The following is a 22578-nucleotide window of genomic DNA, read 5'->3' as shown; positions in this document are numbered from 1 at the left end:
TGAAGAATTTGAACGAGCGTCCGATTCCTGTGGAACGATCGTTCTATTTTTCCACATGCCGTCCGCAAATGCCGACACCGCGCCCCTGCCGGCGGTCACGCCGTGGGGCCAGCCCTTGCTGCCATATGCTCCGGTGCCGGCGTCTGCGGCACCACTATAGCGCCGTCTGCCGTCGCCCGCACCGGAGGAGGAGGTCTCACTTTTTGGTGTCGGAGCTCTTCCGCCGCGCAGCCCTGCCCCGCGGGGTGCCCTTCGCGTCCGCCGGGGGCTTCGCATCGGCCGGGATCTTGCCGTCCGCCGGTGGCTTGACGGAGGCGGGGGCCAGCGGGGCGGCGGCTTCGGCCCGGGGTGTGCGCGCCTGGCTGTGATAGGCTTCGTTCGGCCGCATGTCCGTCGCCGCGGCGACGCGGTTGGACATGTTGAAGAAGGCGGTCACCGCCGAAATGTCCCAGATGTCCCGTTCGCTGAAGCCCGCCGTGCGCAAGGTGGCGCGATCGGCATCCTCCACTTCCCACGGGCGCTCGGTCAGCTTGACCGCGAAATCGAGCATGGCCCGCTGCCGGGCATCGAGCCGCGCGGCGCGATAATTCATCACCATCTGCTCGCCGAGGATTGGGTCGCCGGACAAGTGGCGCACCGCCGCCCCATGGGCGGTGAGGCAGTAATAGCAGCGATTCACGCTGGAGACCGCCACCGCGATCATCTCGCGCTCCAGCTTGCTGAGGCCGGAGGGGGCCAGCATCAGGTCATTATACATGGCGGAGAAGGCGCCAAGCTTGGCGAGATCGAAGGCATAGGCCTCCAGAACGTTCGGCACGAAGCCGATCTTCTCGATGCACTTGTCGAAATAGGCGGTAGTCGGCGCGTCCAGCTCGGCGCGCGTGAGCCCGAGCGCGATGGCCGGCGCATCATCGCGCGCCCGGGCGGCGGCAGGGGCCGCGAGGGCGGCGGGGGTGGCCGTCGACGCGGCTGCCCGCGCCTTGGGCACGCCCTTGGTTTCGGCACGTTTTGCGTGGGCTGTCTTCGGCTTGCCTGACTTAGCCGGGGAGGTCATGGTGAGGCCCTTCTTGATGTTACGTCATCGTTCCATCGCGGCGGTGTGCCACATCGGGAGACGCAAATGACGATGGGGGCGGCGACGGCCATTGCCCTCATCGCGCCGGGGGACAACGGGGAGTGCGTCAATGAACGTCCAGGCCAATCAATCCGTCAACACGGTGTTCGGGACCAACGAGCGTATTGCCGCAGCGGTTGCGCTTCTCGAAGGCAGCGTGCCGGAGCCCTTCGCCCGCGCCCTGCTGGGCGGCGCCGCGCCCGAGGACGTGGCGACCCTGATGCCGGAGGCGCTGGCCGCCCTGGTGCGCGAGGCCTATGCCCATCTGCGCCAGCGCCCCGCCGGCCGCCAGGATGTGAAGGTCTACAACCCCGATTGGCCCGGCGCGCCCGCCATCACCGTCATCGAGGCGGTCAATGACGACATGGCTTTCCTGTTCGATTCGGTGGCCGGCGAATTGTCCGACCGGGGCCTCGAACTGAAGCTGGTGTCCCATCCCATCCTGGCGGTGGAACGCGACGCGGCGGGCACGCTCACGGCGCTCGATGCCAATCTGCACGAGGCCGAGGGGCGCCATATGCCCCATGAGAGCTTCATCCATCTTCATGTGCAGCGCATCGATGCCGAGGCGGACCTGGCCGACCTGAAAGCCGCGCTCGACCAGACGCTGGACGACGTGCGGGCTGCCAATCGCGACTTCGTGGCCATGCGCAATGCGGTGTACGAGGTCTCGAAGGCCTATCGCCGCGAGACGCGGCCCTATGGGGACGAGGAGCGCGAGGAAGCGGCCGACTTCGTCGAATGGCTGGTGCTGGACAATTTCACCTTCATCGGCGTGCGCACCTATCGCTTCACGGCGGACGGCAGCCTGGAGGCCGATGCCAGCAGCGGGCTCGGCATCCTGAAGGACGCCAATGTGCGCGAGCTGAGCCTCGGTGAGGCGGCGGTGGGCGATTCGCCGGAAAGCCGCCAGTTTCTGAGCGATGCGGTGCCCCTCGTCATCACCAAGTCGAGCCTGCGTTCACGCGTCCATCGCCGCGCCTATCTCGACTATGTGGGCGTGAAGCTGCATGACGGGCAGGGCGCTCTCGTGGGCGAGATGCGCATCATCGGCCTGTTCACCTCCAACGCCTACACCCATTCCGTGCGCCAGATCCCCTATCTGCGCCGCAAGGCCGAGACCGTGGTGGTCCAGGCGGACCTGGAGCGGGAAAGCCATTCGGGCAAGGCGCTGGCGACGGTGCTGGAGACCTATCCCCGCGACGACCTGTTCCAGATCGAGACCGAGCAGCTGCTCGGCTATGCCCTGGAAATCCTCTCGCTTTACGACCGTCCCCGGGTGCGCGTCCTACCCCGCGTCGATCCGTTCGACCGTTTCGTCTCGGCGCTGGTCTTCGTGCCGCGCGATCGCTTCGACAGCGCGCTGCGCGAGCGCATCGGCGAGCGCCTCGCCACTGCCTTTGGCGGGCATGTGGCCGCTTTCACCCCCACCTTCCTGGCCGATGTGCCGCTGACCCGCGTGCAATATATCATCGGCCGGCGTGAAGGCCGCACGCCGGTGGTGAACCGCGCCGACCTGGAAGCCCAGGTGGCGAGCGACGTGCTCTCCTGGCCCGAGCGGCTGCGCGACGCCCTGCGCGAGGCCCACGGCAATGCGGCGCCCGCCTTGATGGCCCGCTATTGCGCGGCCTTTGGCGCCGGCTATGTGGCGTCCACCTCCATCGCCACCGCCATCGCCGACATCGAGCTTCTGGAACGCCTCTCCCCCGAGCGGCCCATCGCGCTCGACTTCTTCCGCCGGGAGGAAGACCCGGCCACCCGCATCTCGCTGCGCCTGCTGTCCCTCGGCCAGCCGCTGCCGCTGTCGGTGCGCGTGCCCATGCTGGAAAACATGGGCCTCAAGTCCATCAACGAGCGCACCTATCGCATCGTCCCCACCGCCCCGGATGGCGGCGACACGACCCCGGCCTGGCTGCATGAAATGTCGCTGGAGCGCACGGACGGCGGCACCATTGATGTGACCGACGCGGCCGAGCGCATGGAGGACCTCCTCACCGCCGCCCTGCGGGGCGAGGCGGAGAATGACGGCTTCAACGCCTTGGTGCTGGACACCGGCCTCGACTGGCGGGAAGTGGCCCTGGTGCGCGCGCTGGCGCGCTATCTGCGCCAGGCCGGCATCGCCTACAGCCAGGACTATCTGTGGACCACCCTGGTGGCCCACAAGGACGTGGCCGCGCAGATCGTCGCCTTGTTCCATGCCCGCTTCGACCCCGCCCTCGACCAGGAAGCCGAGGCCCGTGCCGCCCGCGAGGCGCCCCTGCGCGAGGCGCTCGAGGCGCGGCTTGCGGAGGTCTCGTCCCTCGACGAGGACCGCATCCTCCGGCGCTTCGTGAACCTCGTCGATGCCGCGCTGCGCACCACCTTCTACCAGCGCGACGCCGAGGGCCGGGTGAAGCCGGTCATCGCCATCAAATATTCCAGCCGCAAGGTGGATGGCCTGCCGCTGCCCCGGCCGCTTTACGAGGTGTTCGTCTATTCGCCCCGGGTGGAGGGCGTGCACCTGCGCTTCGGCAAGGTGGCGCGCGGCGGCCTGCGCTGGTCCGACCGGCCGCAGGATTTCCGAACCGAAGTGCTGGGCCTCGTGAAGGCGCAGCAGGTCAAGAATGCGGTCATCGTGCCGGTGGGCGCCAAGGGCGGCTTCGTGCCCAAGCGCCTGCCCGTGGGCGGCACCCGCGATGCCATCCAGGCGGAAGGCATCGCCGCCTACGAGCTGTTCGTCTCCAGCCTCCTGGACATCACCGACAATCTGGCGGGCGGCGCGGTGGTGCATCCGGCCGAGGTCACCCTGCTCGATGGCGACGACCCCTATCTGGTGGTCGCCGCCGACAAGGGCACGGCCACCTTCTCCGACATTGCCAACGGCATCTCCCAGAAGCACGGCTTCTGGCTGGACGACGCCTTCGCCTCCGGCGGTTCGGTGGGCTATGACCACAAGGCCATGGGCATCACCGCCCGCGGCGCGTGGGAGGCGGTGAAGCGCCACTTCCGCGAGATCAATGTGGACATCCAGACCACCCCCATCACGGTGGTGGGCGTCGGCGACATGTCGGGCGACGTGTTCGGCAACGGCATGCTCCTGTCCAAGGCGCTGAAGCTGGTGGCGGCGTTCGACCACCGCCACATCTTCATCGATCCCCATCCCGATCCGGCGCGCTCCCATGCGGAGCGTCAGCGCCTGTTCAATCTGCCGCGCTCCAGCTGGGCGGACTATGACGCGACCCTCCTCTCCCAGGGCGGTGGCATCTATCCGCGCTCGGCCAAGAGCATTCCCCTCTCGCCCCAGGCCCGCGCCATCATCGGCCTCGACAAGGCGGAGGCGACCCCGGCGGAGGTGATGAGCGCCATCCTGCGCGCCCAGGTGGACCTCTTGTGGTTCGGCGGCATCGGCACCTATGTGCGCGCCGCCTCCGAGACCGACGCCCAGGTGGGCGACAAGGCCAACGACGCCATCCGCATCCCCGCCTCCGAACTGCGGGTGAAGGTGGTGGGCGAGGGCGCGAACCTGGGCATGACCCAGCGCGGGCGCATCGAGGCGGGGCGTCGCGGCGTCCGGCTCAACACCGACGCCATCGACAATTCGGCCGGTGTGAACACGTCCGACGTCGAGGTGAACATCAAGATCGCCCTCTCCATCCCGGTGGCGGAAGGCGCGCTCTCGGCGCCCGACCGCGCCACCCTGCTCGGCCAGATGACCAATGACGTGGGCACCCTGGTTCTGCGCAACAATTACGCCCAGACCCTCGCCCTCTCCCTCGCCGAGCGGGCCGGGCCCTCGGACCTCGCCTTCCAGCAGCGCCTCATGCAGATGCTGGAGATGCGGGGCGAGCTGGATCGCGCGGTGGAATATCTGCCCACCGATGCCGAGATCCAGGAGCGCCGCTCCCGCGGGGAGGCCCTGACCCGGCCCGAACTGGCGGTGCTCCTGGCCTATGCCAAGCTCTCGCTTTATGACGAGCTGCTGTCCTCGGACGTGCCGGACGATGCCTTCTTCGAGGGCGATCTGGTGCGCTACTTCCCGCAGGCCCTGCGCCAGCGCTTCCCCGCCGCCATCGACCACCACCGCCTGCGCCGCGAGATCATCGCCACCGGCCTTGCCAATGCGGTCATCAATCTGGGGGGACCTGCGGCCATTGCCCGGGTGGCGGACCAGACGGGGGCGGATTCCGCCGCCATCGTGCGGGCCTTCGCCATCGTCAACCACAGCTTCGGCTTGCCCTGGCTCTATACGGCCATCGACGCACTGGACAACAAGATCGACGGCAAGGTGCAGCTGGGTCTTTACGGCGCGGTGCAGGAATTGCTGGTGAGCCGCGCCATCTGGTTCCTGCGCAACGTCAATCCGTCCGCGGGGCTTGCCGAGGTGGTGAAGGAATATGAGGCGGGCATCGCGGCGCTGGCGGGCGTGCTCGATGCCAGCTTGCCCACTGCCTGGCGCGCCTGGCGCGACCGGGAGGTGGCGGCCCTCATCGAGAAGCAGGTGCCGGAGGTTCTGGCCCGTCAGGTGGTGTCGCTGCGCGCCACCGGCGCGGGAACGGACATTGTCCTCCTGGCCCAGACCACCGGGCGGTCCATCGCAGACGCGGCGCCCACCTTCTTCGCGGCGGGCCGCTACTTCGCCGTGGACGAGATCGGTCAGGCGGCGCGGGGGATTCTCGCGCCCGACTATTACGACCGTCTCGCCCTCGACCGGGCCATGGGCCAAGTGGAGAGCTTCGTGCGGCAAGTGACGGTGGAAATCCTGGCCACCGGCCTGGCCGGCGATGCCGCGCTGGAAGCCTGGGTGACGCGCCGCCGCAAGGAGGTGGAGCGCACCCGCGCCACCGTGCAGGATATCGTTGCTTCCGGGCTCACCCTGTCCAAGCTGACGCTGGCGGCCAATCTCCTGGCGGACCTCGCCCGGGCCTGAGGCCAAGCCCCCGGCGGGTGCCTCCCCCGGCGGGCGCTGCCCGCCGGTGCTGCTCCGCCAGCCGTCAGAGGATGGCCGGCATCGCATAGCCCCGGGCGGGGGCGATCTCCCGGCCGGGCACATGCGCGCGCCCCCGCGCCTGCGGCGCCACGGGCAGGGCGATGGCGCCTTCGGTCTCCAGGCCATAGCCGAGGCGCGGCAGGTCGTAGGCCAAGGCGGCCGATTGAAGCTGCATCTCTTCCGCCGGCCCCCATTCCGCCGGGCGGTGCCGCCCCTGGCATTCCGAGGTGGCGCGCCCGATGGCGGTGGACGGCAGCCACCGCCGCCTCTGCACCGGCAGTCCGGTGAAGTCCGAGATGCGCGCCAGCTGTCCGGGCATGTCGAGGCACAAATCCTCATAGCGCAGGTGCAGCACCTCCGGCCGCCGGCTCCAGGCGGAGACATGGGCGCACCAGAATTGAGCGGGCGTCAGCTTCCCCTCCGGGTCGCGGCTGCTGGGGCGGGCGAGATAATCGCCGAAGCTGAGGTCCGGCGGGATCTGGTGGCCGGGCTCATGGCCTTTGCGGTCAAAATAATAATGCGACTTCAGCACAGCCCGGGGATCGCGCACGATGTGCAGGTGGTAGCCGCTGGAATAGCAGGCGGTCGCCGCCACCCAATGCAGGTAGGAATGCCAGGGCTCGCGGCTGAGCGCCTTCTCGCCGAAATAGCGCTCATGGCTTTTCAGCACCACCGGCGTCTGGCCGAGGCGGGAGAAATAATCCTCCTCCAGGTGAAACCAGTCGCGGGCGACACCGAAGTTCTGCAGCAGGGTATCGATGAGGAAATGGGTGCCGGACCGGCGGTGGGAGTGCACGACGATGGCTGGCAGAAGGCCGCTCTCGCCGCAGTCGCCAACCCCGCCCAGGAACGCGCCCTTGTTTCCTGCCTCGTGCTGGCGGCTGTAGCCCCATTTCACCGCCGACCACGCGCGATGAACCTTCCGCGTGAAAGACACCATGGCTCTATTCCAAGAAGAGGGCTTAAGGACAGCCGCACGCCCCCCGGCGCCGTGATGTCTTGAAGGCTAGCCCATGGGCTCTTCTGGCGTAAGGACTGGGCGGGAAACAAAAGGGAATCGTTTCATTTCCCGGTTACACGCGAGCAACACAAGCGGATGCCCATGGGCGCGCGGGGCATTATTGCCCGCCGCGCAGCATCGCATGGCGCTCTAGAAGAGCGGGGGCACGATGCCCACCGGGAACTTGCCCAGTTGCAGCACGCCCTGGCGGAAGGTGATGGCGAAGGTCGAGCCCTTGCGGCCCGCCACGTCGCCGGACTTGCCCGCCAGGGCCAGGGCGCCCACGATGGGGGCGATTTCGGGCGCCACCACGCCGCTGCGGGAGAGATTCTTCAGGATCTCCTCTACCCCGGCAAAGCCCAGATTGACCGCCCCATTGAGCCGCCCCTGGGGGTCCACCGACAGGGCGCCGCTTGCCGACAGCGCGGCCTTCGGAGTGGTCACCTCGAAGGTGTCCAAGCGGAAGGCGCCGCCGGCTTCCGCCCAGGCCCGCAGCCGGTCGGCTATGGGCATGGGGCGCATGTCGTCGGCCGCGCTGACATTGCCCTGGAGCTTCATGTCCAGCGGGCCGGGCGCGCCGGCGGCGGTGAGGGTGGCGCTTTCCGCGCCCTTCAGGCTGGCGGCAAAATCCACGCCGTCGCGCCCGGCCCCGCTGGCCGGGGTGCGGCGGGCATGGACTTCCAGATGGCTGGCGGAAAAGCCGGGGCTGGGCGCGGCCCCCGCCGCCAGCACCAGATCCAGTTTGGGGTTCTCGCTCACCACGGACATGCGTTGGGGCCGGCCACTGGTATCGCCGACGCCGCTCATCTGGAGCAGCGACCAGGAGGCGTCGAAGACGCGGCCGGTGGCCAGATCCTCCACCCGGGCGGGGGAGGCGAATTCGGCCACGATATGGTTGGGCGCCCACACCTGCGCCACCGCATGGGCGCGGCCGGCCGTGATCTTCAGCGGATCGCCGCCGCGAATCTCCAGCGAGGGGGAGCGGCAGACCAGCTCGAACCGGAAGGGGAAGCCAGCGAGGCTGCGCTCCGCGCAGGCCCAGTTGCGGCCCACCAGCGCCTCGCGCTTCAGCCAGGCCTCGATTTCCGCTTCCGCCCGGTGCGCCGCATAGAACCACAGGCCGCACCAGATGGCCGCCAGCAACAGAAACAGGCCGAGCGGCACGGCGACGATCCAGGGCTTGCGGCGGCGGGGCGCGGCTTGCGTCGAGGTCATTCGCCTTCCTCTGTGCATGGCACGTGTGTGCTTGGGGCTTGCGGGCGGGGGAAGGCGCTGTTAGGCGACGGTGCGGCCCCTTTGTCAATGCACGCCATGGCGACTTCCGTTCAAACCGACCTCACCTCCGATGATCGCTGGGTGTTCGCCTATGGTTCCCTGATGTGGAATCCGGGCTTTGACTTCGTGGAGCGGGCGGAGGCCCGGTTGCTCGGCGCGCACCGTTCGCTGTGCATCTATTCCACCCATCACCGGGGCACGGCGGAGCAGCCCGGCCTGGTGCTGGGGTTGGATCTGGGCGGCTCCTGCCGGGGCATTGCCTATCGGGTGGCGGAGGCCCACTGGCCGGAGACCCATGCCTATCTCACGGCCCGCGAGCAGATTTCCGGCGTTTATCGCGAGGCGACGCGGCGGGTGATGCTTCTGGATGGTTCCGAGCGCCGGGCCCCGGCCGTGGTCTATCTGGTGAACCGCGCCCATCCCCAATATGCCAAGGGGCTCGACCGCGACGCGCAATTGCATCTGGTGCGGCGGGCGCATGGCAAGTCGGGGCCGAATCGGGACTATGTGCTGGCCACCTGCGAGGCGCTGGAAGGCATGGGATTGCGGGATGCGGGGCTGGAATGGATCGCCCAGCACCTGCGCCACCAGGTGCCCGGCTGAGGGCATGGCCGGGGGTGTCATCCCAAGGGTGCGGTGACGTGGCATCCCGACAGGCGGCCCGGTCTTGTGGCCGCGTCCATGGCGCCCCGCTTCCGGGGCGTCGGGCCGCTCTCGACCCTCAGACGGCCGCGCGGCCGTCCTCAAGCGGCAGATCGCCGTCAGGCGGCGTGGCGGCGGCTGAGTTCGCGGGGGCGGGGGGCGGCAGCAGGCCTAAAATCGGGAAAGGCAGGCTGGGGCGACAGAAAGGGCTGGAGCCCCGCCGGCGGCGCCTCGCCGAACACATGGATGTGGATTTCTTCCGCCAGGAAACGGCGCGCGGCCTCGCGCGCGGGCTCGCCCGCCGGGCCCGCCCACAGGGCGATGGGACCGGCCGGAGTGCGGCGCGCGACCACCGCGATGGCGTCCGGATAGTCCGGCGCCTCATGGGTCGCATAGACCGAAAACACGTGGCGCTGGCCGTCTGCGTCCCGCCAAAAACGGAAACGCGGACCAAGCGGTCCCTCCTTCAGTCCGGAGAGCCGACCGGCATCCACAAGAGGCACGAGGAGCGAATCAGTCGCGTTCATGAGAACGAAACTAGAACGACGTGATTCGCCGATCAAGACTTTTCCACAGGCCGGGAAAACGGGGATAATTTTGGCTTAAGCGGCCGGGTTTCCCTGGCTCAGCGGGGGCTCGGCGGGACCGCCCGCCCCATCCTCCCCCAGCTCCGCGCGGCCGACCGCCACGAGGCGCGCGGTGGCGGCCTCGATCTCCCGTTCCACGCGGGCCATGAACACGCCACGGGGCAAGTGGGCGGGAATGGCGGGCAGGATCTCCACCCGCACGGTGCCCGGCCGCAGGGGACCCTTGCGCGGCCAATAGAGGCCGGAATTCAGCGCCACCGGCAGGCAGGGCGCGCCGAGGCTGCCATAGAGGTGGGCGACGCCGAACTTGTAGGAGGGCGGCGCTCCCACCGGGCGGCGGGTGCCTTCCGGAAAGATCAGGATCTGGCGGCCCTTGGCGATTTCCAGCTGGGCGCGGTCGGTCATGGCCTTCAGCGCCGCCGAGCGTGCGCCCCGGTCGATGGGAATGAAACGCGCCTTGGCCACGTACCAGCCGAAGAGCGGGATCCACATCAATTCGCGCTTCAGGATGAACGCGGGGTCGGTGAACAGCGGCAGGAGGGCGATGGTTTCCCAGGCGGACTGGTGCTTGGCGGCGATCAGCAGCGGGCCGGGGGGAATGTTCTCACGCCCCTTCACCTCCATGCGCACCCCGGCCACCGTCCGCAGCAGGAAGGTGGTGGTGTGCGCCCAGACCAGCACGATGAGCTTCCACATCAGGCGACGGGGCATCAACGGCAGGAACGGAACCATCACCAGCATGTAGAGGAAGGTGCTGGTGAAAAACGCCAGGTGAAACAGGTACGACCGCAGACGGTTCAAGGCATGGGCCCCCGTGCCCGAAGGAGAGGTTTCAGCGTGTGGCCGATGCCTGCGGTCCTTCCGGGCGCGGCGGAGCGGCCGGCGCGACCGCCTGGGCAGGACGGATCTTCGCCTGCGCCATCATGTACTTCAAATATTCCTTGAGGAGGAGCTTTGCGGTCTGCGGCTCGGTCCACCATTGGGCGTCGAGCATGCGGTCGGTGACCACGGGATAGGCGATGAGCTCCACATCCGGCAGCATCCGGCCCATCTCGAACAAGGCGCGGGGCATGTGCCAGGTGGAGGTCACCACCAGCAGCGAACGGAAGCTGCGGGCCCGCGCCCATTCCGCCGCCTCGATGGCATTGCCCCAGGTGTTCAGGGCCTTGTGGCCGATGTCCACGCAGCATTCCATGAGGGCGGGCGTGGCCGGCAAGGTGCGGCGCAGTTCGTCGGCAGTGGTGGTGCGGTTCACGCCGGTGATGAGCAGGCGCTTGCCATAGCCATCGGCCAGCAATTGCACGCCATCATTGAGCCGCGAGGCGCCGCCGGTCAGCACCACGATGGCATCGGCGGCGTGCAGGGCCACCGGCTCGCGTCCCGAAATGCGGGTCACGAACACCATGAAGCCGGCGATGAAGGCCAGGGTGAGCATGCCGAGCACCGATCCGAGCGCCAGCGCGGCCACCCGCAGCCGCCGATGCCGCCGGCGGGGCGGGGCTTCGCGGTTCGGGCGGCCAGGATCGGCAGGGGCTCCCTGAGGCGATGTCATCCGCGGAAAATGGAGGCCGAATGCGGCAAAGCCGGGGAAAGGCAGGCGCTTGCGGTCATTGGATGGCCCGCAGCGTCCGGTAGACGGTCACCCGTGACGTCAGCGCGGTCACCGCCGCCACCAGAATCATCGCGAGCGCTATGCCGCCAAAGCCCCACACACCCGGCGCCAGCCAGGTCAGGATGGACGGGCTTTCCGGCTCGCCGCCGAGGCCGAAGGTGGGCAGGCTGGCAATGGCCAGGAACAGGACGGTGGCGCCCAGCCCGCCGATCAGCCCGCCCAGCGCGCCGATCTTCAGGAAGTGGCGCTGGAACTGGGCGGCGATGAACCGATCGCGCGCGCCGACGAAATGCAGCACCTCCACCACCGCGCGGTTGGTGGCCACCGCGGCCCGCGTGGCGAACACCACCGAGAGGATGGTGGCCGTCGCCACCAGCACCAGAATGCCGAAGCCGGTAATCATGACCCCTTCCGCCATGGCCGACAGGCGGCGCGACCAGGAGCGGTGGTCGTCCAGCGTGGCGGTGGGGATGCGATCCGTGAGCGTGCGCCGCAGGCGCGCAAGGTCTGGCGGGCTTGAGCCGTCGATGCGCAGCACCAGGATGCGCGGCACCGGCAGATCGGAATAATTCAGGCCGGTGCCGAGCCAGGGTTCCAGCAGGCGGCTGGTCTCGTCGGTGGTCAGCACATGGACGCTGGCAATACCCGGCGTGCGGCTGGCCAGCTCCTGGGCGGCCTTCACCTGGGCGTCCACGGCGGCGGGATCGCCGGCGCGGATCTGGATGGTGACCTCCCGGCTCACATCGCCCCGCCAGGTCTGGGCGGTGGTGCGCACCGCCATGACCGTGCCGACCGTGAGGCTGGCGAGGAAGGTCATGATGGCCACCACCGCCACCAAGGCGCGCCCCGCCACCGTGGCGCGGGGCACGATGGAGGCCTGCGGCCGGGCCCGGCTGCCCCGGGCGCGCTCGGCGCCATCCTCGGTTTCGGGGCGCGATGGCTCAGTCATAGACATAGAGCCGTCCGTCGGCGATCACGAGACGACGGGCGTCGAACTGGTCCATGAGCGCGATGTCATGGGTGGCCAGCAGCACCGAAGTGCCCGATTTGTTCAGTTCCACGAACAGGCGCAGCAGGCGCCGCGCCAGCGTCGGGTCCACATTGCCGGTGGGCTCGTCCGCCAGCAGAAATTCCGGCCGCCCGATGAGGGCGCGCGCGATGGCGGCCCGCTGCTTCTCCCCGCCCGAGAGCACGGGGGGCAGCACATGCATGCGGTCGCCGAGGCCCACCCAGTGCAGCAGTTCCGTCACCTCTCCCCGATAGGAGGCCTCGTCCTTGCCCAGCACGCGCAAGGGCAGGGCGACGTTCTCATAGGTGGTCAGGTGGTCCAGCAGGCGGAAGTCCTGGAACACCACGCCGATGCGCCGGCGCAGCACCGCCACCTCGTCCGGGTCGAGGGAGGAGACATCCCGCCCGAACAAGGTGATGAGGCCGCGCGTGGGCTTCAGCTGGAGGAAAAGCAGGCGCATAAGCGTGGTCTTGCCGGCGCCGGACGGCCCGGTCAGGAACTGGAACGAATTGGGCTCGATGCCGAAGGTCACATCCTTCAGCACTTCAGGGCCCATGCCGTATCTCAGGCCGACATTCTCGAAACGGACCAACGTCTCCACCTTCAGCGAATCGCGCCGCGCTGCATGCGGTGAAGCATAGCCCGAGTGTGCCCGCTTGAGGACATGGCTGCGCACGCCTTTGCCCGCAAAGCTTTACGCCGGCGGCCGCCCGGTCCATTCTCGCCCCCCTATTCGAGGGAAGCCATGTCCTTGCCACCGGTCAAAGTTCTTTATGACGAGCATCGCATCGCCGCGCGCAACCAGGAGCTGGCGCGTGAGATTGCGGGCCTGAACCTGGAGAAGATGCTGGCGGTCGCGATCCTCAAGGGATCGTTCATGTTCGCCGCCGACCTGATCCGGGCGATCCATTCCGCCGGCCTCAACCCGGAAATGGAGTTCATGCACCTGTCCTCCTACCGCAAGGCCACGGTCTCGTCCGGCCAGGTGGAGATCCTGCGCGACGTGGAAAGCGATGTGCGCGGGCGGGACGTGCTGCTCATCGACGACATCCTGGAATCCGGCCGTACGCTCGCTTTCGCCAAGGACCTGCTGATGGCGCGCGGCGCCAACCGGGTCATCGTGTGCGTGCTGCTGGAAAAGCCGGGCAAGCGCGCGGTGCATATCGACGCGGACCTGGTGGGCTTCGAGTGCCCCGATGTGTTCGTGGTGGGCTATGGCATGGACGTGGCCCACGCCTTCCGGCAATTGCCCTTCATCGGTCACATCGAGGGGCTGGAATAGGCTTCCGCCGGCGGCCGGTAGGGCCGCAGCAGGCCGAGCATATAGGCGACCAGCGTGGTGGCGGGCACCGTCACCACCCCGCCGAGCACCACGAAGGCCGGCGGCAGCAGCCAGAAGGACAAGGCGGTGCCGCCCGCCGCCACCAGGGCCACCAGCGCCAGCCGCCCCATCTGGTAGGGCAGGCGGATATAATATTGCGAGATCAAGTGGATGACGATGGTGCGCACGCTCTGCGCCACCAGCGTCGAGGCAATGGCGCCGGCCACGCCATAGCGGGGGATCAGCACCAGATAGAGCCCCACCACGATGGCGGCCCCCAACAGATTGGTGAAGAGCGGGATGAAGCCGTCCTTGCGCAGGTAGGAGCCGAGCTCCAGCAGGCTGCCCATCTCCTGCACCACATAGACCATGGCGAGCCACGGTACGAAAAGCGCGGCCGCATGATAGGCCGGCGGCGTCATCACATGGATGACCAGCGGCCCACCGAGGCCCACAATGACCCCGCCCAGGATGGTGATGACGATGCCGATGCCCACCACATGGGCGCTGCGCTCCACCCCAAAGGGCTCGCGCAGCACGATGAAGCGCTTGGGGAACCACCACATGTGAAAGGGTTGCAGCAGCACCGCCGTGATCGCCCCGAGGCGCACCGCGACGCCATAAAGCGCAAGCTCCGCCGTGCCTACGTCATCGGCCAGGAACCAGCGGTCGAGGCTGCCCAGGGCGAACATGGCCAGCGCCGAGACGAGGAGGGGGCCGGAATAGAGGGTCAGCGGCCACCAATCGATGCCGCGGATGCGCACCCCAGTCTCCCGCAGCACCACGAAAGCGGTGGCCAGCCCCTGGAATACCGCCGCCAGCGCCATGGCGCTGAGCACGCCCATGAGGCCGTAGCCGGCCATGAGCAGCGCCACCGACAAGGTGGCGAAGATCACCGAGCGGCCCACTGACAGGACGAGGAAGGTGCCGGCGGCGCCCCGGATGCGCAGCCAGGTGAGCGCCACGCCCAGAAGGCCTTCCATGGACAGCGACACCACCAGGAGCCGCACCTCGTTGGCGCTGGGATTGCCGGGCATGAGCCGCGCGATCTCGCCGGCCATGACGAGCCCGAGCACCCCCAGCACCGCCGAAGTGAGGATGGCCACGGCGAAGATGTGGGCGCACACCTCCCGGCGCTTCTCCCAATCGTCATGGAGGCCCACGAAGCGCGACAGTGTGGTGGGCAGGGCCAGGGAAAAGACCACGCCGCCCACGTCCGCCAGCGCCATCAGCACTTCCAGCCGGCCATATTCGCTGAGTGGCAGGAAATGGGTATTGACCGGCAGCAGGGCGAGGCCGATGGCGCGCATGGCGATGAGGCCGAGCGCATAATAGAGGCTCTCGCGCAAAGGCCCGGGTTTCCAGAACACGCTGGCGCGGGCGATCAGGCGGGAGAGCATCGGCAAGGGTCTCGCAGGGCGGGGAAGGCCGGGCATAAGGTGGGGGACATCAGGGCGGCCCGATCATGCGGCGGGCAAAATCGGCGGCCTGCTTGGCGAAGCGCTCCGGGCCGAAGCGGGTGAGGGCCTCGCCCCGCGCCGCCTCGCCCATGCGCCGGCGCAGCCCGTCATCGTCCGCAAGGCGGGCCATGGCGGCGGCGAAGGCGGCGGCATGGCCATCGGGCGCCAGGAAGCCGGTGCGTCCCTCCTCCACCGCCTCGGGTACCCCGCCCACCGCGCTGGCAATGACCGGGAGCCCCGCGCCCATGGCTTCCAGGATGCCCAGCGGGAAGCCCTCCGTGTGGCTCGCCAGCAGCGCCACGTCGAGGGCGCCATAGAAGCGGGCCATGTTCCCCTCGAAGCCGGGAAACACGAACATGTCGCGCGTCCCGGTCTCCGCCATCAGCGCCTCCAGCTGCGCGAACTGGGCGCGGTGGGAGGCCTCTTCGCTGAAATCGCCCACCATCAGGAAACGCAGGCCGGGATGGGTGGCGCGCAACAGGCCGGCGGCGCGGATGAGGCTGGCATGGTCCTTCTGGGGATGGATGCGCGCCGCCATGCCCAGCACCAGGGCGTCATCGGGCAGGCCATAATGGGCCCGCGCCGCGCTGCGGGGAACGAGGGCGGCCGGCGGCACGGCGGCATCATAGAGTACCTCGGCCCGGTCGGGGGAGCAGCGAAAGTCCTGGTCGCCTTCCGTGGCGCGGGAGACGAACAGGAAGCGCTCCACCGGCTTCAGGAGCCAGCGGTCGATGTCGGTCATGCCGGGATGGGCGCAGCGCACATGGCTGGTGGCGCGGGCGCCGGCCGTGCGGGCGGCGAGCGCCGTGAAGCAGGCGCCCGCAATGTCCGCCCCATGAACGAGTCCAACGCCCCGCCGGCGGAAGCCGGCCGCGAGGCGCGCGACATTGGCAAGAAAGGGCAGGGGAAAGGCGCGGCGCGGCGCCACCTGGGCGTAACGGGCGAGGGCGAAGCCGTGGTCGCGCACCAGGTCCGCCACGTCCGCGGCGTCGGGCAGGTCGGGCACGTAGAGGATGTTGGCATAGCCGTGGTCGCGCAGCGCGGCGGCCAGGCGCAGGGTCGCCACCTCCGTGCCCCCCACATTGGCCCAGGGCAGGATATGAGCAATGACGCGTCTTGCCATACTGGCCCCGCCCCCGGAGTGGCCGTTGCGCGGACGCGCCTTTTGGGGCGCGCCGCAGGCGACGGTCAAGACATGCGGGAGGTCAAGCCGCCGGGCGGCGGGTGTGCCGGGCCGAAGGCGCCTCCGAGGCATTCAGGCGAATGCCGCTCCCCGCCATATCCCGGCGGCGCGCGCTTGCCAATGCGCTGCCCCCCACGCGGACGGGCGATCGGCGCAAGAGGCCGGACCGGGCGGCCCGTCAGGGCCATCCCATGCCCCGGGTCAGAAATTTTCCAGCAGGCGCTCGATATAGTCCAGTTCCAGCTGGGGTCGGTTGGTCTGCTCCAGGCGGCGACGCAGCTCTTCCAGCACCTGGCGGGCGCGCTGCACGTCCACCTCGTTGGGCACCTTCACGGTGAAGTCGTCGCCATAATCCTGGTTGCGCAATTGGCGGCCCAAGGGGTCGGTGCGCATGGCCTGCTCGCCCGAGGGACCGCCAGGGCCGGGACCATCGGAATTGCCCTGCTGGGCCTCGGCGAGGGCCTGGGCCCCCTGGCGCAGGGCCTGGAGCGCGCGGCCCTGGGAATCCAGCGCGCCCTGGCCGTCGCCTTGGCCCAGAGCGCCCTCGGCGTCGCGCATGGCCTGCTCGGCGCGGCCGAACGCATCGCCCGCCCGCCCCATGGCGCCGTCGCCCTGGCCTTCGCCCTCCCCCTGCTGGCCTTGACCTTGGCCCTGCTGGCCTTGCCCTTCCTGCATGCGGCGGAGATCGTCCAGCATCTTGCCGAGGCGCCGGCGCAGCTCCTGCTGGCCCTGCTGCAGGTCGCCATATTCGCCCGGCTCGCCTTGCTGGCCAGGCTGTCCCTGCTGGCCCCTCTGGCCGCGTTGGCCCTGCTGACCCTGTTGCCCCTGCTGTCCCTGGCGGAAGGTGCGGTCGCGCAGCCGCTGCTGCTCCTGGATCATGTTGCCCAGCTCGCCCTGCTGTCCCTGCTGCCGGCCGGCCTGGCGGTTGCCGGGGCGCAGATTGTCCATCATGGCCTGCAATTCATCGAGCATCTGGCGGGCCGCATCGCGCGAGCCGGAGCGGGCGAGATTCTCGATGCGATCCATCATGCGCTGTAGGTCTTGCGGGCGCAGCACCCGCGCATTCTGGTCCAGCGGCCGGGCATCGGTGCCGCCGTCGCGCTTGGCCTCCTCGGCCAGTTGGCGCATCATCTTGTCCATGGCGGCGCGCAGATCCTGCATCAGGCGCTGGATCTCCTCGTCGCTGGCGCCCCGTTCCAGCGCCTCGCGCAGTGCCTGCTGGGCGGCGCGCAGGTCGCGCTGGGCGTCGGAGAGATTGCCGTCCTCGATGGCGAGGGCCATTTCCCACAAATAATCCACCACGCCCCGCAGATCGTCCTCGCTGCGGGCATTCTGCAGCCGCCAATAGGCTGAGCGCAGGCCGAGGAAGGTGCCGGCCTCCATGCCGAACTTGTCGGGGGCGAGCGTGAGGGCGGAGAGCACCGTCTCCACCCGGCTGCGGGCCTCCACATTGAGGGCGAGGGTGCGCCGCTCCTCGATGAGGGCGCGGGCGAGGGGATTGGAGAAGGAGCGGGAGGGCAGGCGGGCCGTCTTGGTCTCGCTGGTGGCCTCGTTGCCCGCTTCGTCCTTGACCTTCAGCGTGATCATCACATTGGCGCCGGCCCAGGGATGGGCCACCAGATCCTTGGTGGTCTGGGCGCCGCTCTTGCCGCCGCTGGGCAAGGTGAGCGCGAAGTCGGGGCCGGCCACCAGGGGCTTGCCGACGGCAGGGGCGGGGCGGTCGGGACGGGCGAAGAAGGGCCGCTCGGGCGGCGCGGGCGCGAAATGGGCGCTGGCCTCCTTGGCCCCGTAATCGTCCTCGATGCGATAGGTCAGCACCAAGGCATTGCGCGCGCCGGCTTCCGGCTCCTTGACGAAGCGGATGGTGGGCATGCTGTCCGGCTGGGCCTGGAAGCGCCACACCAGCGCCCGCTGGTCGGGCCCGGAGAAGGTCACCCCGCCCGATTGGGAGATGGTGAACCGCCGTTCCGTGGCCGCGCCCGCCCGCGCCGGCTCGCTGGCCTTGGCGGGGGCGCCGTCGGCGGCGGGTGCGTCGGCGGGCTTCACCTCGACGATGCCGGGGTCGATGCGCAGGGCATTGGCATCAAGGCCAACCGTGCGCACCACCAGGACGCTGCCGGCGGGCACGGAGATGGCGGTGCCCTGGGTCTGCGTCACCTCATCCGACCGCATGCCGGGCAGAACCACCGGCGCGCGGCCGGTATAGCCGGGCGGGTCCACCCAGGCATCGAGGCGATAGGGGGCATGGACCACCGCCCCCTTCCAGTTGAAGGCGGAGAGGATGCGCGAGACATGCTCCGATCCGGCCAGGAAGAAGCTCGGCACCAGGATCAGCAGCGCAAGGGCCCGGAAGGCGCGCGGGTCGCGGGCGGCCATGCCGGGGGTGGGCAGGCCCGCTTTCAGCCGGCGCACGCGGGAGAGCGTGCGGGCCATGTGCGCCCGCCATAAGGCGGCGCTGACGGGATCGTCCGGCCGGCTGGCCAGGTCGTCCGCCATGGCGGTGGCGGGGCGGTGGGAGAGATGGCTCGCACGGTCGAGCCGGGCCAGCGCCTCGGCGCGGCTGGCGGGGCGCACCTTGGCGAGCGGCCACAGCCGCCAGGCCAGCAGCACCGCGAACACGCCAACCCCCGCCATGCGCCCGATGGGGGGCAGGTTCAGCCACAGTCCGGTCCACGACACCGCCAGGAAGAGTGCGGCGACCATGCCGGCCCCCACCAGCGCCGGCCAGATCCGCTCCCACAGGATGACGCGCTGCGCCCGGGCCACCGCCCGCGCCAGATGTGCCGTCGCCTCCTGCTCCGCGGTGCGGATATGATGTGATTCCGGTGTGGCGGCCACGAACCCTCCGAACACCAGCCCGTCCAAGCCATCAAGTCTAGCATGACGTACGGACGACGCCAGCGGCGGCGCAGCCGTTGTCGGTCACGACTGGTTCAGGTGCCCGCCTGCGGCCCGCCTCAGCCGCGCCGGCGCAGGATTTTCAGCCGGCCCAGCAACTCCGCCACCGCTTCCGGCGGCAGCAGGGCGATTTCCTTGGCCAGCAGGTTGGCCAGCTCGGTGGCCTCCGGCGTGAGGCCCGCCGTGTCCACCACCACGCGGGGGTGGGAAAGCTCGGCCAGGCGCTGGAGGTCCTCCGCCTCGTCCCAGATGACGTTGAAATAGGCGATGATGCGCTGGACCATGGCCCAGGTGGGCTGGCCGCGCTTGCCGTTCTCCAGCGCCGACAGATAGGTGGGGGTCACGCCGATGGCGTCCGCCATGGCGGTGAGGGTGACGCCGCGCTGGGCGCGCAGGTCCCGGATGCGGCGACCGAATGGCGTCACGGCCCGTCCGGCCCCCAGCCCCGGTCCGCCCCCTCCCGGCGGCGGCGGACCCGCACATAAAGGGCGCCGTCCCCACCATGGCGACGGCTGGCGGCCTCAAATCCCACCACATAGGGCCGCAGGCCCGGCTCCGAGAGCCAGAGCGGCACCGCGCGGCGCAGCACCCCCCGGCGTTCCTCGCCGGGCAGAGGCGCGCCGTCCGCGTCGCCCTTGCCGGTGATGACCAGCACCAGGGCGAAACCGGCCGCATGGGCCTCCAGCAGGAACAAGGTGAGGCGCCGATGGGCGGCCGCCTGGGTCAGGCCGTGGAGGTCGAGCCGCGCATCCACGTCCGCCCCGCGGTTGAGGCGGCGCCGGAGGCGCGGCTCCAGGGGCGCAAGGGCGGTGACGGGCGGCACGGGCCGGGCCGGAGGGCCCTTCGCCTCGGCCTTCCGCACCGGGCCGGCGGGGGCCTCCATTGTCTCGGGCGGCGGGGCGGGCGGCGGCATCTCCACCACGGCGCGGCCCTTGAGGGGCGTGACCTGGCGCATCACATGGTGCCAAAGGGCCTTCTCGTCCGGCTTGAGCAGGCGGATGCGGCGCCGGCGGGTCATGGCTTGGCTCCGGCCGAAGCCTCTGTCCAACGGGGGGCCAGGAGGAAGAAGTCGCCGGGGTGGCGGATGGCGCCGGCAATGCGCCCGGCTTGCGCGCCCGCGCCAAAATAAAGGTCCGCCCGCGCCGGGCCGACAATGGCCGAGCCGGTGTCCTGCGCGATCATCAGGCGCTGGAACGGCGCGGGGGCGGGCCCCCCCAGGGGCAAGGGGGCGGAAATGAAGAAGGGCGTGCCATAGCCGTGCCGCGCGCGGTCCACCGCGATGGACCGCAGCGGCGTCAGCGGTACCCCCTCGGCGCCCAGCGCGCCCGCGTCGGAGGGCAGGTTCACGGCCTTGAAGAACACAAAGGAGCGGTTCTCCCGCATCAGCGCCCGCCCGGCCGCGGGATCGGCCTCGATATAGGCGCGGATGCGCTCCATGCTCATCTCGTCCCGGGGCACCAGGCCACGCTGGATCAGGAGGCGGCCGACGGGCAGATAGGGATAGCCGTTGTGGCCGTCATAATTGAGCCGGAGCACCCCGCCATCGGTGAGGCGGATGCGCCCGGAGCCTTGGATCTGCATGAAGAACAGGTCCACCGGATGACGCAGATAGCAGATTTCCAGGCCCTGGTCCTTCAGCGCGCCATCCTCGATGGCGGCTCGGTCGTAATAGGGGACAAGACCCTCCGCCGTCTTGCGCAGAGCGCCGCCCCGGTTGCTCTCCGCCGGTGGGGCGGTGGGGATGAGGTCCTTGGGGCGGGCATAGACGGGCACGGTGAAGTCGGCGGTGGGCACGCGCGAGCCTTCCACCTCCACCTCATAATAGCCCGTCAGGAAGCCCGGGGGATTGGCATCGGGCACGATGCGATAGGGCCGGAAATTGGCGGCGAAGAAGAGCCGGGCCACGGCATCGGAGGGGGTGCGCGTGCCCAGCGCCCGTGCGGCGGCGCAGGCGCGCTTCAGGCCGGGGCGCAGCGCCGGGTTCGAGGTGGGGCCGCGCTCCGGCGGCGGTGCCCGCAGGGCCGCGCAGCTGGCCAGGAAGGTGCGGAAGGCGTCTCCCGCCTGGTCCTGTTGCCAGCCGGGAAGGTCGCCATAGGCGGCGGGCACAAGCCGGGCCCCGGTCACCTCGGGCGGCGGCGCGAGGGCGGGAGCGGGCCCGTCAGCAGCGTGGGCCGGCGCCGCCAGAAGACAGAGCAGGGCGAGCGTAACCCGCGCGCGCCAGCCGGCCTGCGGGGGGCTGCCCGCCTCGCGCCCCTTCGGACGCCGCACCCCGTCCCGCGCCATTCTCGTCACGCGCCGTCCTCACTGCGCGGCTTCGGTCGCCACCAGCTTCCAATTGGGATCGCGGGCCCCCAGCTCGCGGGCGAAGGTCCACACGTCCGTCACATCGGCCACCGTGTCCGGGCTGCCATCCACCACCGTGCCATCCTTGGCGCGGGTGCAGGAGATGAGCTTGGAGACGAAGCGCACGGTCACCTGCGCGGTGCTGGCCTTCAGGCTGGCATCCAGCAGGTCGGCCTTCTCGATGGAGACGAAGCGGGATTCCATCGTCTCGCCGCGGCCCTCCCGATCGGAGATGGCCTGGACGAAGCCGTCATAGACTTCCTTGGCGAGAAGATCCTTCAGCAGGCGCCGGTCGCCATTGGCAAAGGCGAGCACGATCATCTCATAGGCGGACTTGGCGCCGATGAGGAAATGCTTGGCGTCGAAGTCCGGCTCGCGGGCGGCGATCTGGTCGAGCGCATTGGCGAGCGGGGTGCCCTCCTCGGCGACGCCCTCCCAGCGATAGGTGGCGGGCTCGGCCTCTTCGTCAGGCTGAACCCGGCCAGGCCCCTCCACATTGCGCTCCGGCAGCTTCACCACCTTGTCGGAGGCGGGCGTCGGCCGGGCGGCATCGCGGGAATAGGGATCATAAGGCGGCCGCTCCCGCCCCGTCCGCTGGCCGAGGACGCTGCGCAGGCGGATGAAGATGAACACCGCCAGGGCCAGGAAGATGATGGTGTAAATGTCGAGCACTGCGCTTCGCCATGCCTCCGGCGACACGGCAGGGCCGCGTGCGCCTCGATTGCGTTGATGCGGAACAAGGCCCCGCCCGGCGCGATGCGCCTCTCGGATCCCTCTTCCCGTTTTCGTCCCCCGCGGTCCGGCGCGCCAGCCCCCGGCGTGCGCTTTTCCCGCACTTTGAACCCACGGCCCATCACACCACAAGATCGTGGCACAATACCGCCCGGCGCTGCGCCGCGTCCGACCTTTTCCGGGTGCCGCGCAGAACCTGCCCCTAATGTACGGAGCGTTTTACAGGATTCCAGACCGCGATGCGTCGCGCATGTCTTTCTACCCGACCTTACGTCATCCCCGCCGCGGGCGCCACCGCGACGCCGGAGGCCGGACGGGCGGACCTCTGGTCCCTTTTGGCCGGAGGCCCCGTATTTGGGAGAGGTGTCAGGGTGCCTTGGATGCGGTGACCTTGGTCGAAAGACGCGCGCAGGGGCCGCACCGAGCGCCTTGATTC

General features: G+C 69.6%; 17 protein-coding genes and 1 pseudogene. 3 read left to right on the top strand and 15 right to left on the bottom strand.

The window, feature by feature from the left end; translation table 11 throughout:
- Positions 1-352: 352 nt before the first annotated feature.
- Positions 353-898, bottom strand: a pseudogene (locus ACT54L_RS08990) (peroxidase-related enzyme); the annotation flags it as partial.
- A 286-nt stretch (positions 899-1184) separates the two neighbouring features.
- On the opposite strand from ACT54L_RS08990, the gene ACT54L_RS08985 reads away from it, so the two are divergent.
- Positions 1185-6020 (top strand): NAD-glutamate dehydrogenase, encoded by a 4836-nt coding sequence (locus ACT54L_RS08985; protein WP_476085246.1) that lies wholly within the window; start codon positions 1185-1187, stop codon positions 6018-6020.
- 64 nt (positions 6021-6084) lie between these two features.
- Here ACT54L_RS08985 and ACT54L_RS08980 read toward each other — a convergent pair whose 3' ends face one another.
- Together ACT54L_RS08980 and ACT54L_RS08975 are read right to left on the bottom strand one after the other, a co-directional pair.
- Positions 6085-7020, bottom strand: coding sequence for a sulfotransferase domain-containing protein (locus ACT54L_RS08980; RefSeq protein WP_476085245.1), 936 nt, complete (start codon positions 7018-7020; stop codon positions 6085-6087).
- Positions 7021-7230: 210 nt separating this feature from the next.
- Entirely contained in the window at positions 7231-8295 is a 1065-nt protein-coding gene (locus tag ACT54L_RS08975) for a DUF2125 domain-containing protein (protein WP_476085244.1), read from the bottom strand.
- Positions 8296-8382: 87 nt separating this feature from the next.
- Between ACT54L_RS08975 and ACT54L_RS08970 the strand changes: the two genes are divergently transcribed.
- Positions 8383-8958, top strand: coding sequence for a gamma-glutamylcyclotransferase (locus ACT54L_RS08970; protein ID WP_476085243.1), 576 nt, complete (start codon positions 8383-8385; stop codon positions 8956-8958).
- A gap of 158 nt (positions 8959-9116) precedes the next feature.
- Here the strand turns inward: ACT54L_RS08970 and ACT54L_RS08965 are convergent, their stop codons facing one another.
- The 5 genes from ACT54L_RS08965 to ftsE all read right to left on the bottom strand — a co-directional run bounded on the left by ACT54L_RS08965 (position 9117) and on the right by ftsE (position 12797).
- A complete protein-coding gene (locus ACT54L_RS08965; protein WP_476085242.1) occupies positions 9117-9404 on the bottom strand; it encodes a hypothetical protein in 288 nt (95 codons plus the stop codon).
- 195 nt (positions 9405-9599) lie between these two features.
- Positions 9600-10385 carry a lysophospholipid acyltransferase family protein gene (locus tag ACT54L_RS08960; RefSeq protein WP_476085241.1) on the bottom strand — a complete coding sequence of 262 codons (786 nt, stop codon included), beginning with the start codon at positions 10383-10385 and terminating at the stop codon, positions 9600-9602.
- 31 nt (positions 10386-10416) lie between these two features.
- Positions 10417-11052 (bottom strand): YdcF family protein, encoded by a 636-nt coding sequence (locus tag ACT54L_RS08955; RefSeq protein ID WP_476085240.1) that lies wholly within the window; start codon positions 11050-11052, stop codon positions 10417-10419.
- Positions 11053-11191: 139 nt separating this feature from the next.
- Entirely contained in the window at positions 11192-12145 is a 954-nt protein-coding gene (locus ACT54L_RS08950; protein WP_476085239.1) for a cell division protein FtsX, read from the bottom strand.
- Positions 12138-12797, bottom strand: coding sequence for a cell division ATP-binding protein FtsE (gene ftsE, locus ACT54L_RS08945; RefSeq protein ID WP_476085238.1), 660 nt, complete (start codon positions 12795-12797; stop codon positions 12138-12140). The genes ACT54L_RS08950 and ftsE overlap by 8 nt, the downstream gene beginning before the upstream one ends.
- 153 nt (positions 12798-12950) lie before the next feature.
- On the opposite strand from ftsE, the gene hpt reads away from it, so the two are divergent.
- Positions 12951-13487, top strand: coding sequence for a hypoxanthine phosphoribosyltransferase (hpt, locus tag ACT54L_RS08940; protein ID WP_476085237.1), 537 nt, complete (start codon positions 12951-12953; stop codon positions 13485-13487).
- Here the strand turns inward: hpt and ACT54L_RS08935 are convergent.
- From ACT54L_RS08935 to ACT54L_RS08905, 7 genes are all read right to left on the bottom strand, one after another.
- Positions 13466-14926: an oligosaccharide flippase family protein gene (locus ACT54L_RS08935; RefSeq protein ID WP_476085236.1), complete on the bottom strand. Its 1461-nt coding sequence runs from the start codon at positions 14924-14926 to the stop codon at positions 13466-13468. The two genes, hpt and ACT54L_RS08935, sit on opposite strands and share 22 nt — an antisense overlap.
- Positions 14927-14975: 49 nt before the next feature.
- A complete protein-coding gene (locus ACT54L_RS08930; RefSeq protein WP_476085235.1) occupies positions 14976-16109 on the bottom strand; it encodes a glycosyltransferase in 1134 nt (377 codons plus the stop codon).
- Positions 16110-16370: 261 nt separating this feature from the next.
- On the bottom strand, positions 16371-19022 hold the full coding sequence (locus ACT54L_RS08925) for a TIGR02302 family protein (RefSeq protein WP_476085234.1): 2652 nt from the start codon (positions 19020-19022) through the stop codon (positions 16371-16373).
- A 104-nt stretch (positions 19023-19126) separates the two neighbouring features.
- On the bottom strand, positions 19127-19492 hold the full coding sequence (locus tag ACT54L_RS08920; RefSeq protein ID WP_476085233.1) for a helix-turn-helix domain-containing protein: 366 nt from the start codon (positions 19490-19492) through the stop codon (positions 19127-19129).
- Positions 19489-20085, bottom strand: coding sequence for a Smr/MutS family protein (locus ACT54L_RS08915; RefSeq protein WP_476085232.1), 597 nt, complete (start codon positions 20083-20085; stop codon positions 19489-19491). Before ACT54L_RS08915 ends, ACT54L_RS08920 begins: the two co-directional genes overlap by 4 nt.
- A complete protein-coding gene (mltA, locus tag ACT54L_RS08910) occupies positions 20082-21350 on the bottom strand; it encodes a murein transglycosylase A (protein ID WP_476085759.1) in 1269 nt (422 codons plus the stop codon). Before mltA ends, ACT54L_RS08915 begins: the two co-directional genes overlap by 4 nt.
- An 18-nt stretch (positions 21351-21368) precedes the next feature.
- A complete protein-coding gene (locus ACT54L_RS08905) occupies positions 21369-22082 on the bottom strand; it encodes a Tim44/TimA family putative adaptor protein (protein ID WP_476085231.1) in 714 nt (237 codons plus the stop codon).
- Positions 22083-22578 lie beyond the last annotated feature (496 nt).

Source organism: Aquabacter sp. DMC10, assembly GCF_056314145.1.
This window is presented reverse-complemented; position numbering and strand designations above follow the sequence as displayed.